The sequence below is a fragment of the Brucella tritici genome, from assembly GCF_008932295.1.
Lineage (GTDB): Bacteria > Pseudomonadota > Alphaproteobacteria > Rhizobiales > Rhizobiaceae > Brucella > Brucella tritici.
This window is the reverse complement of the sequence record NZ_WBWA01000044.1, coordinates 1-17,807: the sequence shown is the minus strand read 5'-3', so window position 1 is coordinate 17,807 and position 17,807 is coordinate 1. Positions and strand designations below refer to the sequence as shown.

Below are 17,807 nucleotides of genomic sequence, written 5' to 3'. Positions count from 1 at the left end.
GCTGTGACCGGTGATTTTCAGGATTGTGTTTACAGCTTGTGCTCCGGCCAGATTGGCTCCGCTTTTATCAATGACAATTTTGTCTGGAACACCGTTGGCTGCGATGGCTTTCTTGAAGAAACGCCGTGCTGCAGCCAGATTCCGGCGTTCGGAGAGCATGAAATCCAGTGTTTGGCCATCTCGGTCAACGGCTCGGTACAGATAGGTCCATTGACCACGAACCTTGATATAGGTCTCGTCAACACGCCAGGAACGGGCCGTGGGTCGCTTGCGCGATTGCGCCTGGGCAGCGATCAGCGGTGAGTACCGGACAACCCATCGGTTCAAGGTCGCATGATCCACAGCAATGCCGCGTACTGCCAGAATTTCCTGAAGGTCACGATAGGAAACCGGGTAACGCACGTAAAAGAAGACTGCATGCAGGATGATACTTTTTGGAAAATGGGTACCTTTGAAAGCGACCGTCATTCGCATTCGCCTCACTCAATTATGCGCACTGACGCTCACATAGCTCAGCAGAAGTGAAAATTTTGCGACACAGCCCTGCGAACTGCAAGGGCTTGTCGGCCTTTAACGACCTGTCGGATCGCTACGGCGACATTCTCCCCGGCAATCCCGATGACCTGTTCGACTGGCTGCGCGAGCAGCCGCAGAACATGCTTCTTTCGCTTCTGGCTTTTGCCGCCGCTCATTCGGTCAATGCGGTTATGCCGAAGTTCTGCCCGTGTAAGAATGATGTTGGACAGGCCGATCAATTGGCACGGGCGCTTGGCGTCGATATGTCGGAATGGTTCGAGGCGACCGGCGACAACTAGTTCAATTACGTCAACAGGACGACGATTGAACTGGCAGTAGCCGAAGCCAAGGGCAAGGAGGCGGAATTGTCAGTCTGTGCGGCCAAGAAGAAAGCGAAGCGGTATCAATCGCAGAGCGCCTTGTTTTCGGTAGCAGATGGCTCCCTGTCCCCGTTCGGATCGCAGATGAAGCCGCAGCCGAAACCATGGATGACGAAGCCGACGAAGATACCGAAAGCGAGGACAACGCAGCGGAGTTTTCCCAAGCGGCTGAATAAGCCGCAGGCCGGTCGTGCGTTTCTCCCGCACGACCGGTTCCCCGTTGCGAATGTAGAGAAAAGTATCTACATTAAAGTGAAGAAGTATCTACATGGAGTGCCAGCCATGGCAATCAATGTCACAAACGAAACCGCCGACCAGTTGACGCGCAAGTTCGCAAAGATCGCGAAAGTAAGCATTTCCGACGCGATCGTCATTGCCATGCGCGAAGCGATCGAGCGCCGTCTGAACGTCGAAACTCCGGCCCAGACCGCAGCGCGTCTGCGAGAAAAATATCACGTTTCAGGCAAGGAAGCAGCAAAAAAGCCGTTACCGAAGGAAGCCTATGACGAAATGTGGGAATCGTGAGCGGCATGTTTATTGACGCTTGCGCCCTCGTCGCTGTTTTGTCCGACGAACCAGAAGCCGAACGCGTTTCCACCGCGATCATGAATGCTAAAAAGCGCTTTACATCACCGCTTGCCGTTCTGGAAACCGCCCTCGCCTTATCCCGGCCAGACAAGTTCGACCTTACAATCGATCAGGTTGAGCCAATTATCATGGAGTTTCTGGACGCACGCGCCATCGAACTTTGCGACCTGCCGCCAGCAAGGCGAACCACAACGCTTTCGCTTCACGCGGCCAATACCTACAGGAAAGGCCGTCATGGTCTGAATCTGGCAGATTGCGTTCATTACGCGTGCGCGAAGTATTATCGTGTGCCGATCCTGGCGACGGATAACGAGTTTCACGAAACGGATCTCGAAACAATCCCGTAGATAAGGGTGATCAACACTGCAGATCTTGGAGCTGATCGCCACCGGACACAAAATCAAACGCGCCCGTCAACGGTTCGCTTAATCCTTGGCGCTCTCGCGACCATATCTTCTACTTCTCAGATGCGTCTACTTTATCACGAGCGCCAGCCTCATAAAAGACGGTAGCGCCCCCTTTCCACACGAACGAAAAGAGCTTCTTCCTCAGGCAACTTGTCTGAACAATTGTAGGCTAGAAATGAGTGATAGCAGGTGTAGGTCCACCCTCGTGCAAAGCGACGAATGTCCTTGGCAGAAAACGGTTCGCTAAGGGTCTTTTCGATAAGAACCGCATAACGTATCCGCTGAAATACGGTGAATTTATCGTCGCTACGGATCATTGTACCCACCCCCTGTTAGTACTGAACCCCCTAATGAGAAATTATTGAAGATAACAAACAGCGATGACAAAGGAAAGGAATAAATCGTCTGTTACTTCGCTTGCGGAATTTGATGAAATACTTACGATATTGTCTGGATCAACTATATTTTCCAATGAACGAAATTAATATCCATTCCGTGGAAGTTTGTAGGCGGCATTACAGGTTTCAAGCTCAGCCTGAAGGACGGCAATCGCGATGTCGATTGCCTTCGATCGATTGCCAATTGGTCCTTCTGCTCCCGACTGATGTCCAACTATGGGGAGTGCTTCGAACGGGACAGCTGAAAATCTCCCCACAAAGCGCACGGCCTGCGCTCCGGCTTTCTCACCGAAGCAGCCAATCGCGCCATCGCTCCGTGCCTAATATTTTTGCCGGATTGAACCGCACCGGGTTTGCCGGAGGCCGTTTGGTTTAAGTTATGCAGCCATAGCTGGTTCGTCCAGCATGGCGTAATACTGCTCCTCGGCTTCGGCTGGCGGGATGTTGCCGATCGGCTCCAGAAGCCGTCGATGGTTGAACCAGTCGACCCATTCCAGAGTAGCGAATTCAACCGCTTCGAAGCTCCGCCATGGTCCGCGCCGATGAATGACCTCGGCCTTGTAGAGACCGTTGATCGTTTCGGCGAGGGCGTTGTCGTAAGAGTCGCCGACGCTTCCGACGGAAGGCTCGATTCCCGCCTCGGCCAGTCGCTCCGAATACTTGATCGAGACGTATTGGACACCGCGATCGCTGTGATGGACGAGGCCGCCGCCATGAACGGGACGCCGCTCATGAAGGGCCTGCTCCAGGGCATCGAGGACGAACCCGGCATGCGCCGTCCGGCTCACCCGCCAGCCGACGATGCGGCGGGCGAAGGCGTCGATGACGAACGCCACGTAGACGAAACCCTGCCAGGTGGCGACATAGGTGAAATCCGAAACCCAGAGCCTGTTCGGCGCAGCGGCTTTGAACTGGCGCTTTACGCGGTCTAGCGGGCTCGGAGCCGTCTTGTCCGGGAACGTCGTACGGATCGGCTTGCCGCGGATGATACCTTGCAGGCCCATCGACCTCATAAGCCGGGCAACAGTGCAGCGGGCGACGTCAAAGCCCTCCCGCTTCAATTGCCGCCACACTTTCCGAACGCCATAGACGCGGAAGTTCGCCTCGAAGACACGCCGTATCTCAATCCCCAAGGCAATATCGCTGCGGGCGCGGACCGACAGGCGGTCAACGTCAAGGCGCTTGGCGACGTTCTCGTAATAGGTTGACGGGGCAATCGGCAGCAGCCTGCAGATTGGCTCGACCCCGAACACCGAGCGGTGTTCGTCGATGAAGGAAATCATCGTTTCAATGGGCGGTCGAGCTCCGCCATCGCGAAATAAGCAGACGCCTTGCGCAATATCTCATTCGCCTGACGAAGCTCCCGGTTCTCCCGCTCCAGAGCCTTCATCTTCTCGGCGACGTCGCTTGGGAGCCCAGGCCGGGAACCACTGTCCACTTCGGCCCTCTTCACCCATTCATTGAGCGTCTGCGCCGTGCAGCCGATCTTGGCGGCGATCGAGGAAACCGCTGCCCACCGCGAGGAATATTCGCCTTCGTGATCCAAAACCATCCGCACCGCACGGGCGCGGACTTCAGGTGAAAATTTGTTCGTTGTCTTGCTCATGATGGTTCCACTTTCTCAGAAGTTGGAGCCTCCGGCAAACCCGGCGCGGTTCATATCATTGCAAAACCATTTGTTCACGCACAAGTTTATTCGGCGCTCAACTCAGTTTTCAAACATGCGTTGGGCGAACCGTGGCAAGCGTCTACAGTTCCTGTCGGATATACTGGTTCATTGAGCTTATTGGGCAAGCCGCCGTTCTAACGGCACTACAAACAATGATATAAGTCAGAAAGAAGGAAAAATGTTTCCGGAGCGTTTGGTCGAAGGTTATAAAGCTTTCCTGGATAAGCGATTCAGTAACGAGCACGAGCGTTACAAGGATTTGGCCGAGAAAGGTCAACATCCAGAAATCATGGTCATTGGATGCGTTGACTCTCGCGTGTCTCCGGAGGTCATCTTCGATGCAGCCCCCGGCGAATTGTTGGTCGCTCGAAACGTTGCCAACATCGTTCCTCCTTTTGAGCCTCACGGCGGAACGCAGCACGGCACAAGCGCGGCACTGGAGTTCGGCGTGCAAGCCTTGCACGTAAAACACATCGTGGTGCTCGGTCACGCACAATGCGGTGGTATTCGTGCTTTCGCTGACAAACAGGCGCCGCTGTCTCCTGGCGATTTTATTGGTCGATGGATGTCCCAAATCGCCCCAGCCGCTGACACGCTTGGCGAAAAGCATCATCATGACCACGGTGAGTATCTTCGCAGACTTGAATTCGCCTCGGTCGAACTGAGCTTGCGGAATCTGATGACTTTTCCATGGGTGAAAAGACGCGTGGACGAAGACAAACTGAAACTACATGGCGCATTTTTCGGCGTTGCCGAAGGTCGTTTGCTCGTCCGTGACATTGCGTCAGGAGCCTTCGAGCCGATTATCGGGACAATTAAATCGGCGTTTAACTGCACCGGTTAATAAGCGAGAATGGTTTATCTGGAAGATTAGGAAATGTCATAAAGTTCGAGGCGGAGGTTGCCCCGGTGTTCACCATGTTTCCTGGTTAATAGCCCGTTGAGTAGCCAATCAGTCAACGCACGGGATATAGATGAGCGATCGAACCCCTTGAATGCATAACGACCAATTGTGGCGCCTTGGTTAAAGTTGCAAGCACAAGAATGAAATGGAAAGCAGATCGGATGAGCGAGCGTAATGCAAAAACTATTGCCGCAGCACACGGCGTAGCGTCAGATACCAGTTTTGGCGCTGTGACGCCGCCGCTTTATCTCAGTAGCACTTTTGCATTTACGGGCTTTGATGCGCATCGAGGTTATGAGTATAGCCGCACGGCCAACCCCGGACGGGATTTGCTCGCAGATACAATCGCAAAGCTGGAGAAAGGGGCCGGAGCGATTGTTGTGAGTTCGGGAATGGCGGCTGTCAATCTGATTTTATCCACTGTTGCTCCTGGCGATCTCGTTGTTGCGCCCCATGATTGTTACGGGGGCACATACAGATTGCTTACTATGCTGCGCGATAAAGGCTATTTCAAACTGGAACTTGTCGACCAGTCAGATGCACAGGCTGTGGCATCGACGCTTTCGCATCGACCAAAGTTGCTGATCGTTGAAACTCCCTCCAACCCGTTGATGCGAGTTGTTGATGTTGCGGCAATCGCAGATCAGGCAAAGAAGGTCGGTGCAAGAGTAGCCGTCGATAATACCTTTCTGTCACCTGCCTTGCAGAATCCGATTTCTCTAGGTGCGGATTTTGTCATCCATTCCACGACCAAATATCTCAACGGACATTCAGACGTGGTTGGCGGGGCAGTTGTCTGCGCGACATTGGCCGATACGGAGCAGCTACGGTTCTGGGCAAATCTGACCGGCGTGACTGCGTCTCCCTTTGATGCCTATCTTACATTGCGAGGTATTCGTACCCTTTTCCCTCGCATTGAACATCAGGTGAGAAACGCTATGGCTATTGCCGCGTTTCTCGCCGGGCATCCGGCTGTCAAGGAAGTGTATTATCCAGGCCTGGAACAACATCCTGGACATGAAATAGCGACACGCCAGCAAAAGGGTTATGGCGCGATGCTCAGTTTTGAACTGCACGGTGGCTTAACACGTGTCCGGTCTTTCCTGGAAGCGGTTCAGATTTTTACGCTTGCTGAATCATTAGGCGGCGTTGAGAGCCTGGTTGCGCATCCAGCAACCATGACCCATGCGGGAATGGGACAAGAAGCGAGATTGGCTGCAGGTATCCGTGATAATCTTGTGCGGGTGTCAGTTGGTATTGAAGCAGAATCTGATCTAATCGCGGATTTGAAGCAGGCGTTAGCCATCAGCCTATCCGACTAACTCGCTGTCAAGTTCCTCGATCCTTCTTGATGAAGCTCGCGAACATTTGTCGGCGAGCGGATAGGTAATGCTCGCTTGCCGACCGTTCGGAATAATACCTCTTACGCCACAGTTCGCACGGTTTGCGTCGCGGTGGTGCTCCAAGCGCATACCGCAAGCTTCTTTCAATTCCTGCATTCATATCGAGGCAGGTGCTGTTGTTGTGGCACAAAATTGAGGGACTATGGCCTGACGCCTTAATAGCTATCGCCAGCTTCATAACGACAATATTGGTTCACACGATTTTGATGATAGTTCTGCCGTCGAGATTATTAATCGACGCAAATTTCTTGCGTGCCTCCGCTCAAGCATATAGATGCATATTAGATACATGATTTTATTATGTAACGCGCATTCCGGCGACCTTACCGTCGAAATGCGCAACAAGGCCGGAGAATGATCGGGCCGCCTGACATGCATTTGATACGGAGACACACATGTCGCAGACACTGAAGGAAAACACGGTTGCTATCGTCAAGGCTACCGTTCCCGCGCTTAACGCCCATGGACTTGATATTGTTCATGAGATGTATTCGCGCATGTTCCAGAACTCTGAGATCAGGGATTTGTTCAACCAGTCTCACCATGGCGACGCCTCATCGCAGCCCAGGGCGCTGGCGGGAGCCATTCTTGCATATGCCGGTAATATCGACAATCTGGGTGCGCTGGCTCCGGCAGTGGAGCGGATCGCACAAAAGCATGTCGGCCTTCAGATCCTGCCGGAACACTACCCGCATGTGGGCGAGGCGCTGCTGGGTGCGATCAAAGCTGTTTTAGGCGACGCTGCAACGGATGAAGTTCTGGAAGCCTGGGGAGAAGCTTATTGGTTCCTGGCGAACATATTGATGGCGCGGGAAAATCGTATCTATGACGAGCAGAAAGTCGCCGATGGCGGTTGGAATGGTTGGCGGGATTTTCGTATTGAAGAAATTATTCGTGAGAGCAGCACCATATCGTCGTTCGTTCTCCGCCCCGTGGATGGCGGGCCGGTCATGGAGCACAAGCCGGGCCAGTATCTGACTTTCTGGTTTGAAATCGACAATCAGGCGCCAATCAAGCGAAACTACTCCATTTCAAGTGCAACCAACGGCAAGACCTATCGCATCTCGGTCAAAAAGGAGCCGGGTGGTGCAGCCTCGAGCTGGCTTCACGATCAGGCAAGCGTTGGTACCGTCATCAAGGTGGCAGCGCCAGCAGGTGAATTCTTCCTCGCCGAACAGCCGACCCGCCCGGTTGTCCTGTTATCTGGCGGCGTGGGGCTTACGCCAATGGTCGCTATGCTCGAAACCATTGCCGATCAACATCCCGCACTTCCAACGCAATATATTCACGGGACACATAACCGTGAGACCCACGCGATGCGCGATCATGTACGTGCGCTTGCGGCTAAGGGCAGCGATATTCGTGTGAGCGATTTTCATCAGACGCCACTTGCCGGTGAAAATGCGGGCGATGACTACGATTACGCGGGACTGATAACCGATGAATGGCTCATCAACCACACGCCAGTGACAAACGCCGACTACTATATTTGTGGACCGCGACTGTTTATGCGTGCCGCCGTGTCAGCGCTCTCGCTTGCTGGTGTGCCTTCCGAGCGAATTCACTATGAATTTTTCGGACCTGCCGACGAACTCCTGGCAGCGTGAGGTCGCCCTCGAACGTTGTGCGACGACAAAGTATGGAACGGGTGAAAGCCCGTTCCCCGGACTATTCCACCAGGTCAAAGCCCAGCGGCGGCTTGCGTTCAGTTAATCGGCGCATGACTATCTTGTCCGTCAGCAGGTCTTCAACCGTATAGCTATCGAAGACACGAAGCATCGCTTCAACCCCCTGAGCGAGCACGCCTGTGAGGCCGCAAGCGGGTGAAAGTGCGCATTCCGGGCAATCTGCCAGTTGATGGAGCCCTTCTTCAGTATGTCGGACAACGGCGCCGACCGATATCATCTTCGCAGCACGCGCCAGACGCAGGCCTCCGCTTCGGCCGCGAACAGTTTCAATGAAACCGCCGCTCACAAGACCATTGACGACTTTCATCAAATGGTTGTGGGAAATCGAATATGCGTTTGCAATTTCTCCAATCGAGCACAGGCGATCCTCGTGAAGTGCCAGATGGATCAAGACGCGAAGCGAGAAGTCCGTATAAAGCGTCAAGCGCATATGGTTAATCCGTCATCCTGTAATTTCTACGGTGGCGAGAGAATCCGATACTATTCACCAGGAAAATGAATATGCGGAACCCTGGAAGCGTCAGTGCCAAAAGAGTCAAGCCGAACATGATTTCAATACATATCTCATAAAGCGGCAAGATAATTGGATTAATTGCCGACGAAGCAGTGATCTATCACAATCTGAACAGTGAAGGTGTTCCAAAATCCTTCTGCCGATCTCGTCCGGTGCCAACTTTAAATGGTTAAATGTCGCCCCTTATCCACTTTGGATACGGCACAGATAATAAACGGAAATAACGAAATCAATGAATTTGCAAGATTTGCGAAGGGTTGATTTTCAAGGCTTCTGGTCCAGATTCAATTATAAGCAGTCGCAAGCATAGGTGCCTTGAGGGAAAGCCATGTCAAAATTTGCCGTTGGAGATCATGTGGTTCTGTCGCAAAATTTTGTGCTGGTTAAGTGCGCCTTATCACTGGGCACAATTATGCTGCGAGCTCTGCAAAGACCTGAAAAGGCGAATGGTTGTTGTTTGCGAATTGGCCTTTGCGGATCATATGTGCCACTTCAATGCCCGCGATTGTCGCTGATGCGCTGTGAAACGCCTTGAAGCCCATCATTGGCTTGGTGATCTTCTTGATGAACCGATGATCTTGCTCAAGAATATTGTTGAGATATTTCACCTGAAGAATTTCAAACATCATGCCGACACCAGTGATTTTCAGGATCGTGTTTGCAGCCTGTGCACCGGCCAGGTTAGCCCCGCTTTTATCAATGACAACCTTGTGCGGAACACCATTGCTTGCGATGGCTTTTTTAAAGAAACGCCTTGCCGCACTAAGATTTCGGCGCTCAGAGAGCATAAATTCCAAGGTTTGGCCGTCACGATCAACAGCCCTATACAGATAGGTCCATTTCCCTTTGACCTTTATATAAGTCTCGTCAATACGCCATGAGCCAAGAGTTAAACGCTTACGTTTCTGTGCCTGCTCTGCAATCTGTGGAGAATATCGTACAACCCATCGGTTCAGTGTTGCATGGTCAACATCGACACCACGTTCAGCCATGATTTCCTGAAGATCGCGATAGGAAACTGGATAACGGACATAAAAGAACACAGCATAAAGAATGACACTTGTGGGGAAATGAGCTCCCTTGAAATCCACTGTCACCCGCTAAGACCTCATGCAGTTTCCCGTACTGATAATGACATAGATCACCAAAAGTGAAAAATTTGCGACACAGCCCATCGTCGTCATGGATAATCTCGGCAGCCACAAGTCGGCAACCATCCGCCAATTGATCAAAGCCGCCGGTGCGCGGCTCTGGTTCCTGCCACCTTATTCGCCGGACCTTAATCCGATCGAACAGGCCTTCTCCAAGATTAAGCATTGGATGAGAAATGCACAAAAGCGCACCATCCACGACACATGGCGTCATATCGGCAGGTTGGTCGAAACCAGCCAGCCCGCCGAATGCCAAAACTATCTCGAAAATGCCGGATATGGTTCCGTCAAAAGATGAAACGCTCTAGGCTTTCCTTGTTGAACCATTTGCGAAAATTTCGGTGGGGCAAAGCACGGCCAACCGCTGGACGCAACTATGCTGCAAGTGCTGTGAATTGTTGTTTGAGTGAAAGCGGTGCGGTTGACCCGAAATTGCCTTGCAGCTTTCGCATCATGTGAACGAGCTCAATACCAGCCAGAGTGATGCCGGCGGCGGCTTCGGACTTGAAGCCGAGCACGCATCGTACCCGTCGTTTGACCCGGCGATGTCCTGCTCGATGGCGTTGTTCATGTATTTACTGGAGCGGATGGTGATGGGCTTTCCACCCTGTCGCAACCGGTTCTCATTTCATTCAGCCGCAGCGACAATCGCGGGCATCGAAGTGGCAGATATGATCCGCAAGAACCAATGTGCCAATGACAACCGCTCGCCATTCGAGGTCCTTGCGGAGCTTGCAGCATAATTGCGTCTGAAGATCAGGCCGCTTTTAACCTGATGAAAAATTTGCGACATAACCAGCTGATGCCATTATGCTTCGTATTTACGCATGTGCAACGAGCAGTTCAATACTCATTATTCACGCCAGTAAGGGCTTTGCTTGATGTCAGCGCGCCGGTAAAGAATGCCAGATTGGCGGCAGCAATACGCGCTCCTGCCTGAGCATCGGTCTGTGCGAGTTTCGCATCAAGCAGAGCGTTGTTGGTCTCGTTTACAACCGTAATCGTGCCTAGACCATTTTTATAGGACTCGAGTGCAGCGTCAAATGCAGTTGCCGACGTCTGGACAAGAACACCAGCGGCTTTATTGGCGGCGAGGGCCGCTTTCAAGGCATTCGATGCAACGACAATTTCCGCAACTGCGTCCAATTGAATCTTTCGAAACGTTTCCGTCGCGGCGCTTTGTGTAGATTGCGCATTTTTCAACTGTGCAGCGCGAAGACCACCATCAAAAAGTGGAACTGTCGCGCCGACGAGAATGCCGGCGCCTGACGACTGATTGCCGATAGACGGCAGGCTGCCAGCATTAAAGCTGTTGGAAGTGGATGCGAGAGTGCCTGCGACGAAAACCTTTGGCATGAACTCGGCTTGTGCAACCTTGACGCCAGATTTGCTCGCCTGCAACGCCGCATAGCTTGCAATTACATCCGGGCGCCGCGACAATGCTGTTTCCAGAACCGACTGCGTCACACCGTCAAAACTTGCAGGCAGTTTCTGCTTCATCGAGCCCTCGACCCTGATCTTGACCATAGCATTCACACCCATGGCGGCGAGTAGCGCCTGATAGGTATCTTGCTGCTGGCCCTGTGCCCTGACGATTCTCAATTCCGACTGTGCGACTTGTTGGCGGGCGAGTGCCAGTTCAACGGTCGTCGCACGGCCTTCATTCAATTTTGCCTGAACTGCAGCCAGCACCGCTTTGCTGTTGCGCAGGGCTTGTTCCGCGATCCGAGAGGCTGCAACCGATGCGCAATGCTCATAATATGTGCGCGCCACGTCAAAAATGACCTTCTGATGCATGGCGTTAAAGGTTACGTTGGCCGCAAATGAAACTTGTTTTGCAGCATCTGCCAAGGCGGCCCGCTGGCCAAAATCGAAAACCAGCCATTGCAGCGCCACCGACGGCGTAACCCCTTTCAAGATGGTATCGAGATCTCGACGTCCAATCAGCGGGACATCGACAGGGGTGGTCGTTTTCTGAGCTCCTCCAATCACATTGGCGGTGATGATCGGTAACATCGTTGCCTCGACCATCCCCACCGCAAGGGCTGCCTGACGCGCTTTTTCCCATGCATTTCGTGTGGTGGGATTACTGCGCTGCGCAATGTCGATCAATTGCGCCAGATCATATTCCGCATCTGTATTGACGGACACAGGGCTGGAAATTAAAGCAAGTTCTGGATTGGCTGTGACACCGAAATCTTTTGCTTCACTGGGGCCGGGGGAGGGTGTTCCGGGTTTTCCGGCTTCTTTCCAGGGCTTATCGGCGGCTTCGGGAGCAAGCTTCAGTGCATCTGTCGCGCAGCCACTAAGCGCTACGGCCGAAATGAAAGTCAAAAATACGGCATAGGGCTTTGCTAGTTTGATCATACCTTACCATCCGCTAAAGCTCGTTCCAGATGTGTAAGATGCATGTCGATTTGCTTTGCCCCTGCAGTTTTCACCTCAGCCACCAAAGAAGTCGTATCGTCCGATAAAGCTTCTTCTTGCCTGCCGATCGATCCGATTTGCAATGATAAGACATTCAATCTGGCCACAGCATCGGGTATCGCTTCAGAAGAGAAGTAGACGTCCTTGTTCAACGAGGCAAGCTGGTCGACCGCAACATTGAATGTTTTTTCAAGCTTAGCAGACGGTCTTAAGCCGGACGGTTCGAAAGGCAGCAGATAAAAGCAATAGCGCACCTCGTTGAGGAGGCATTCGGTTTCTGCGACAGTCGAAATCATGTCCATACGCTGGTTTTCGGGTGCTGCAGCAATTTCGGCTACTTTTCGTGCGGCATCAGCAAGCTTTCGACGAATGACTGTTGTAACCGGTGTCGGCCATACCAGGGTCGATATGATATAGACTGCAAAGTTACCAACCAGAATACCAATGATACGGTCGCGGGCCGTGTCCATATCGGTTGTTGGGTCGAAACCCTGCAGAACAGTGAGTGTGAAAGCGAGACCAATCTGAACGCCACCATAAGAGACTTTCTCGCTCCCCGCTGTTACCCAGGCGGCAAAGAGAGCAACACAAAAAACAAGTAGCATCAGACCGCCGACCGATTCCAGTTGCGGCATGAGATAGATGAGCGAAACAATACCGATTGCTGCACCAATCAGACAACCCGTAATGCGCAAAGCAAGTTTATGAATTGTGTCTCCCGCAGTTCCCATGGCTGCAACATAGCATGTCACCATCGCAGTGTGGATGCCTTGCCAGTTTATCGCGGCGTAGAACATGTAGCAGAGAATTGCTGCCAATGTGGTCTTGAGCGCAAAACGCTGGTAGACCGGATTGGTAAAGGCATCCTGAGCAAAAAAGCTGCCGCCGGTTCCTTTGCTATAGGTGGTATTCTCGCTGCCCGCGATACTGCGAAAAGCCTGCAGAATACCTGCTTCCTGTCTGCTATGTAACGGTCCAAGATCCTGCTCAGGCGACGGAATTTCCGCACCCTTATCAAGAGCTTCAATCATTTCATCTATGTGCTCAACATACTCTTTTTTGTTCTCGTCGGTTGTGTCAGACGGAAGAGCCGATACCGCAAAAAGCAACTGATAGGAAGCGGGAATGTCGAACTGAATTCTGGCTGCTTTCGCACGAGAAGTCTGATGCAAAATTTTAACAAGCATTGCCTGCTTGTTCGCATCGTCATTGGCTGTGCCCAGCTTTTCCTGCAATGGGAGCGAGGAGCCAGGACTTTTCAAAAACAGGGCATTACGCGCAACCAGCAAGCGGCAGCGAAGTTCCGCACGCAGCAAGGATAGGCTCCAGCGCCCGAAAAACAGGCTGAAGCCTGCAATTACAAACATCGGGAGAATTGCCATCTCCCAGGCATAGCGCAGAGCAAATGAAATCACGCCGTTGATCGGAACTTCATTCACCAGGCTGAGAATGAACGCAATGATCAAAGCAACGATGCTGCCCCCTTCACCAAGCTTACTTGCTGCACCGATGAAAATGAAAATGAACGATACGATGATCATTACAAGGATACGCAGCAGCGCCGATTCAACGGTCCACTGCAGCACGGGGATCATTAGAGCAACAAGCAAAGTAATCGCGATGATGGCAGCGGTCGCGATGATGGTGTTTTCGGCCCCATCGGCCTTCATCAGGAATATAACGAGATAGCAGCTGATCGCGGATTCCGGGATCTGAAACATCATGGCGATGCCAGCAACCAGCGCGCATACTGCTGCAACTCGCCAGGACGTTGCAAGGCGCCCGGGAAATGGTGCCAGATCTGCTAAACTTTCGCGGACCACACCCCGGGTTGTCGTTCTAGCACTTGTTGCCATGTAACACTGTCACAACAGCTGATGCTCCCGACCGCGCCAACTCTTCTGGCGGATTGATCAGTTTAATACGCACCGGAAAGCGCTGGGCAATTCGCACCCAATTGAGGTTTTTGGGAACATAGGGCAGATTGCGTGGAATGTTGATAAGACCCTCTGACGAGACACCCCAGCCAATACCTTCAACCGTGCCTTTGACAATGATGGAGCTGTTGGCAAGAATTCGCACATGAGCGCAATCGCCCACTTTGATGCCGGCAAGTTCGGTCTCTGGAAAGGTGGCTGACGCAAACCAGCTGGATGTGTCGATGAGGGTGAAAACAGATTGGCCCGGAGCAATAATCTGCCCGGTGCCGTTGAGCACACCGACAATACGACCATCGTGGGGCGAGCGTACGACGCTGTTGTCGAGATTATGCTGGGCCAATGCCAGCGCCGCCTGCCTTGCGCGCACAAGCGCCTGGGCACTATCGAGCGTACCAACCAAAACATCGGCCGCCTCAGCCTGCTTCCGTGCTTGTATCAGACTGATCTGAGCATCGTTACGCACTGTCCTGGCGTCATCAATCTGCTGGCGAGTGACGTAACCTTTCGGACCCAGTGCCTCAAGTCGCTTAAGCGTCGCTTCCGCGAGATCCAGATTTGTTCGGGCGCGCGCAACTTGCTGGCCTGCAATCAAAGCATTCTGCGATTCTGCCTTCACAGCACGTCTTTGGGAATCAAGCGCTGCTTCAGCGATCGCAAGATCAGCAGTTGTTTGCTCCACCAGAAGCCGAAGAGGTTTGGGGTCGATGGAGAAAAGCATATCGCCTTTCTTTACGGACTGGTTCTCCTGAACCGCAATCGAAACAATTCTGCCCGGAACAGTTGCTGCAATATTGACGAGATTGGCGCCAATCACAGCGTCGTCCGAAAGGGGATTATTGTGCGCATCACGAAGATAAAGCCATGCCATCGCAAAGGCGGCGATGATGAGAGTGCCGGTTATGATCACACCGACGATACTGAATTCTCTTTTGCTATAAGCGTTGCTCGTCATATCATCGCCCATACACAAATAAAGCAAGGCCGCAGGCGACCGCTATTGCGAGTGCGGTATATGCCGTCAGGCGAAATGGAAGAAGGTCATCCACGCCAAAACGAATAAACACAACCCTAAGTAACAGTGTGATGATTATTGCGATTAAAAGACAAAGCATCCATGAAGGAAAATATGCCCCAAATAAAGAGAATGACGGACCTGACACGCGCTAGGGTCTCCGCTACCTATTTCTGCCCACAACGGGTAAACCGCCGATTCTTGAACCCGATGCGAAGCTACGAAAATTGATAAGCGGCTTCAAGCGGCATGATCAATGACATGTAGAATGCCTGACTGATTATTCCGAATTCTGCTCGATTTACTAAGTCCTTTCTGCCTAACTTCGTCTGAAGCTTTCGAAAGCATCCTGCGTACAGGCGAAAGTTGCTCCCGATACACTTACTGCGGGTGTTTTCTGCCGAAGTGCTCTCACTATGGTTATGTCGCAAATTTTTCATCAGGTTAAAAGCGGCCTGATCTTCAGACGCAATTATGCTGCAAGCTCCGCAAGGACCTCGAATGGCGAGCGGTTGTCATTGGCACATTGGTTCTTGCGGATCATATCTGCCACTTCGATGCCCGCGATTGTCGCTGCGGCTGAATGAAATGCCTTGAAGCCCAACATGTGTTTGGAAATTCACTTGATAAACCGATGGAATCAGAATTCGGCAACCAAGGGAATCCTCAACGCGATTCCGCGTTCTATGGACGCGCTCTAGTTTGTAAAAGCTTGAATATGCCATAAACAACTGATACCTCTAGAGAATAAGCGTTTCACCATGAACAGGCTTGCTATTTTCGGGGGCACATACAATGTCTTTTCTATCAGGTATTCTGCCGTTTTTTGCTGATTTGCCGACGCCTCAGATGTCATCCGAGTTTTGGTTTGCATGCACGGCTCTTTTATTTCGGGATGCAAATGCCGGTGCGTATGCTGGACGCACCATGGAACTGTCTATGGAATTACCATATGTTGTTGCGTCGATCCCGAAAGGACATCAGTTTACATCAGTTGTAGACGGCCATAATCCACTCGAATTTGAGACAAAATATTCAATTTTTGCAATTGCTGTGCCCAACGGCAGCCTTGCTGATCTCAAAATTGTTGAAGGGGTCAATGAAAAAGGTTTGACTTTTAGTGTGCTCGCTTACGCGGGAGCATCAGGACCAGCCGACAATGCAGCCAAAACAAAAGCAATGCTTGCTGCAATTGATTTAGGCGCATGGGTGCTTGGTCAGTTCGAAACTGCTAGTGAGATTAAAGAAAAGCTCTCTGATGAGACTGTTATTTTGACATCACTTGCACCGTTGCATGGTGCAAAAACGCCTTTTCATTTCGTTGTTCATGACAGGTCTGGAAGCTCAATAGTGATAGAGTTTTCGAGTGAAAAACAGAATGTGTATGATAACCCTGTTGGTGTGATGACGAATGGCCCTGAGTTCACTTGGCATCTTACCAACCTGAATAATTATACTTTTCTGACCAATCTGGACCAGTCGACTGGCAAATTTGGTGAACTGGAGGTTGCTCAACCGGATTCCGGAATTGCAACGGCTGGGCTGCCGGCATCAAACACTTCGGTCGGGCGGTTTGTACGCGCAGCCTATTACTCGACATTCGCTGAAAAAGCAGAGCCCGACAAAGCAATCCGCGCACTTGCGCATATCATGAACAATTTTGACCGCCCGCGTGGTCTGACTATTGACCCTGCTCAGTCTGGTGGGTTGAATATTGAAGGCATTTCGACCCCCACTCAGCAGGAATACAAGACAGAATATACTTCATGGACGGTGCTTGCCGATCTCAATAAAAATGAATTCTATGTGCGTACCTATAGCGGTCTGAATTTCGTCAAATTCGATCTTGAACGATTATTTAGTGTTGCAGCCGTCAAAGTGGCTTCGCTCGAGACAATATCGAGCATGAATATTCCCGATGCAACGGACATACTTCTGAAGTAAAGAGTGAAATGCAGACAGAAAGCAATTTAGAGCGCATCCGAAAAATGTGAAACGGTTTTCGGACACCCAAAAGGTGTTTTTTCTCAATGAGGGCTCTTAGTCGGCCCCCATTTTTCTTTGAGTATAGTTGGGAGGTGCAATTGAATTGTATAGACCATTAATGCTACAGCCCAACCAAACATCAAAATACCACTCGCCGCGGTCATAGGCCCAAAGAGGCGCGTTTTTGTAATTTCCTTTGTACCGCCAGGCCCGAGAGTCGTGTAATTAAGCATAGCGGTGTAGAAAGCATCACTAAAATTACCAGCAAACCCCATTTGATAATATGTTATCGCCCATATACTAACGCTCATACAAACGCATATAAACAAAACGAAATATAATGCGACAAGAGATAGCACAAGAAATAGTATTCTATTCTCGCTTATCTTTTTCCCAATCAAGTGAACAAGATAGTATATTATTAGCGTAGATGCGAGATGAGCTATCATTACAGTTAATCCCACCGCTGACCCAATAATAAAATCTGAAAACATATTCACCCTCTAACATGAAGCGGCCAGCGATGTTGGTAGGCCCTTCAATAATAGAGATAGATTAACCTTCTCTTGATGCCCCTAGTGACTAATTCAGAGACACACTCCCCTCGTGCTCCCGTCTAGATGCATTACAGTTTCGTTTTGATTTGGTATGTGCTTGTTGTGCGGTGGCCTGATGAGCGCGTCGCCAAAGTGATCAGAGAGGTGGTTCGGTTTGTCTGAACAGTTTCGGGCGTTTCGTTAAGTGGATTTCCGCCGCGATTATGCCGCCACCATCATTGGTGTCAGCGCGTTGAAGTAGACCTGATCCGGCGTCTGCCGGTCAAG

16 protein-coding genes, 4 pseudogenes and 1 other annotated feature are annotated in these 17,807 nt (G+C 51.5%); of the genes and pseudogenes, 9 read left to right on the top strand and 11 right to left on the bottom strand.

Annotated features, from left to right (window positions below; translation table 11 throughout):
- Window positions 1–468 (bottom strand): IS6 family transposase (locus F9K91_RS24345; protein ID WP_151678962.1); only part of this gene is annotated, 468 nt, incomplete at its 3' end.
- 62 nt (window positions 469–530) lie between these two features.
- Here F9K91_RS24345 and F9K91_RS26220 point away from each other — a divergent pair.
- From F9K91_RS26220 to F9K91_RS24330, 3 genes are all read left to right on the top strand, one after another.
- On the top strand, window positions 531–815 hold the full coding sequence (locus tag F9K91_RS26220) for a hypothetical protein (RefSeq protein ID WP_192799350.1): 285 nt from the start codon (window positions 531–533) through the stop codon (window positions 813–815).
- 363 nt (window positions 816–1,178) lie between these two features.
- Window positions 1,179–1,421, top strand: a complete 243-nt coding sequence (locus F9K91_RS24335; RefSeq protein ID WP_024899204.1) for a type II toxin-antitoxin system VapB family antitoxin — start codon at window positions 1,179–1,181, stop codon at window positions 1,419–1,421.
- A 5-nt stretch (window positions 1,422–1,426) separates the two neighbouring features.
- Window positions 1,427–1,831 (top strand): type II toxin-antitoxin system VapC family toxin, encoded by a 405-nt coding sequence (locus F9K91_RS24330; RefSeq protein ID WP_151558905.1) that lies wholly within the window; start codon window positions 1,427–1,429, stop codon window positions 1,829–1,831.
- Between the two features lie 149 nt (window positions 1,832–1,980).
- Here the strand turns inward: F9K91_RS24330 and F9K91_RS24325 are convergent, their stop codons facing one another.
- A complete protein-coding gene (locus tag F9K91_RS24325; RefSeq protein WP_084486910.1) occupies window positions 1,981–2,208 on the bottom strand; it encodes a hypothetical protein in 228 nt (75 codons plus the stop codon).
- 458 nt (window positions 2,209–2,666) lie between these two features.
- Window positions 2,667–3,895, bottom strand: a protein-coding gene (locus F9K91_RS24320) for an IS3 family transposase (RefSeq protein WP_109989938.1) whose coding sequence is annotated in 2 segments (ribosomal slippage) — window positions 2,667–3,601 and window positions 3,601–3,895 — 1,230 coding nt in all. Because the reading frame shifts where the segments join, the coding sequence is not laid out codon by codon here.
- Window positions 3,498–3,614 (bottom strand) — a sequence feature (AL1L pseudoknot). It overlaps the preceding gene by 117 nt.
- A 241-nt stretch (window positions 3,896–4,136) precedes the next feature.
- On the opposite strand from F9K91_RS24320, the gene F9K91_RS24315 reads away from it, so the two are divergent.
- From F9K91_RS24315 to hmpA, 3 genes are all read left to right on the top strand, one after another.
- Window positions 4,137–4,802, top strand: coding sequence for a carbonic anhydrase (locus F9K91_RS24315; protein ID WP_151558799.1), 666 nt, complete (start codon window positions 4,137–4,139; stop codon window positions 4,800–4,802).
- A 221-nt stretch (window positions 4,803–5,023) separates the two neighbouring features.
- A complete protein-coding gene (gene metB, locus F9K91_RS24310) occupies window positions 5,024–6,184 on the top strand; it encodes a cystathionine gamma-synthase (RefSeq protein ID WP_151558797.1) in 1,161 nt (386 codons plus the stop codon).
- A gap of 476 nt (window positions 6,185–6,660) precedes the next feature.
- Complete coding sequence (gene hmpA / locus F9K91_RS24305) at window positions 6,661–7,872, top strand: NO-inducible flavohemoprotein (protein WP_151558785.1); 1,212 nt, start codon at window positions 6,661–6,663, stop codon at window positions 7,870–7,872.
- 61 nt (window positions 7,873–7,933) lie between these two features.
- On the opposite strand, the gene F9K91_RS24300 is transcribed toward hmpA, so the two are convergent.
- A complete protein-coding gene (locus tag F9K91_RS24300; RefSeq protein WP_151558783.1) occupies window positions 7,934–8,383 on the bottom strand; it encodes an Rrf2 family transcriptional regulator in 450 nt (149 codons plus the stop codon).
- A gap of 494 nt (window positions 8,384–8,877) precedes the next feature.
- The gene (locus F9K91_RS24295) at window positions 8,878–9,564 is read right to left on the bottom strand and encodes an IS6 family transposase (protein ID WP_024899860.1); all 687 of its coding nucleotides are present in this window, start codon (window positions 9,562–9,564) and stop codon (window positions 8,878–8,880) included.
- Window positions 9,565–9,640: 76 nt separating this feature from the next.
- On the opposite strand from F9K91_RS24295, the pseudogene F9K91_RS24290 reads away from it, so the two are divergent.
- Window positions 9,641–9,916, top strand: a pseudogene (locus tag F9K91_RS24290) (transposase); the annotation flags it as partial.
- A gap of 76 nt (window positions 9,917–9,992) precedes the next feature.
- On the opposite strand, the pseudogene F9K91_RS26215 reads toward F9K91_RS24290, so the two are convergent.
- Window positions 9,993–10,243 (bottom strand): annotated as a pseudogene (locus F9K91_RS26215) (DDE-type integrase/transposase/recombinase); the annotation flags it as partial.
- Between F9K91_RS26215 and F9K91_RS24280 the strand changes: the two are divergent.
- A pseudogene (locus F9K91_RS24280) lies at window positions 10,242–10,361 on the top strand (IS6 family transposase); the annotation flags it as partial. The pseudogenes F9K91_RS26215 and F9K91_RS24280 overlap by 2 nt on opposite strands.
- Before the next feature lie 100 nt (window positions 10,362–10,461).
- Here F9K91_RS24280 and F9K91_RS24275 read toward each other — a convergent pair.
- The 5 genes and pseudogenes from F9K91_RS24275 to F9K91_RS24255 form a co-directional block, all read right to left on the bottom strand.
- The gene (locus F9K91_RS24275; RefSeq protein WP_151678961.1) at window positions 10,462–11,985 is read right to left on the bottom strand and encodes a TolC family protein; all 1,524 of its coding nucleotides are present in this window, start codon (window positions 11,983–11,985) and stop codon (window positions 10,462–10,464) included.
- Window positions 11,982–13,901, bottom strand: coding sequence for an FUSC family protein (locus F9K91_RS24270; RefSeq protein ID WP_151678960.1), 1,920 nt, complete (start codon window positions 13,899–13,901; stop codon window positions 11,982–11,984). The genes F9K91_RS24275 and F9K91_RS24270 overlap by 4 nt, the downstream gene beginning before the upstream one ends.
- The gene (mdtN, locus tag F9K91_RS24265; protein ID WP_151678959.1) at window positions 13,885–14,937 is read right to left on the bottom strand and encodes a multidrug transporter subunit MdtN; all 1,053 of its coding nucleotides are present in this window, start codon (window positions 14,935–14,937) and stop codon (window positions 13,885–13,887) included. The genes F9K91_RS24270 and mdtN overlap by 17 nt, the downstream gene beginning before the upstream one ends.
- A 1-nt stretch (window position 14,938) precedes the next feature.
- Complete coding sequence (locus F9K91_RS26760; protein WP_100557897.1) at window positions 14,939–15,145, bottom strand: YtcA family lipoprotein; 207 nt, start codon at window positions 15,143–15,145, stop codon at window positions 14,939–14,941.
- 324 nt (window positions 15,146–15,469) lie between these two features.
- A pseudogene (locus F9K91_RS24255) lies at window positions 15,470–15,604 on the bottom strand (IS6 family transposase); the annotation flags it as partial.
- A 188-nt stretch (window positions 15,605–15,792) separates the two neighbouring features.
- Here F9K91_RS24255 and F9K91_RS24250 point away from each other — a divergent pair.
- Window positions 15,793–16,941, top strand: coding sequence for a linear amide C-N hydrolase (locus F9K91_RS24250; protein ID WP_151678958.1), 1,149 nt, complete (start codon window positions 15,793–15,795; stop codon window positions 16,939–16,941).
- Window positions 16,942–17,807: the final 866 nt, after the last annotated feature.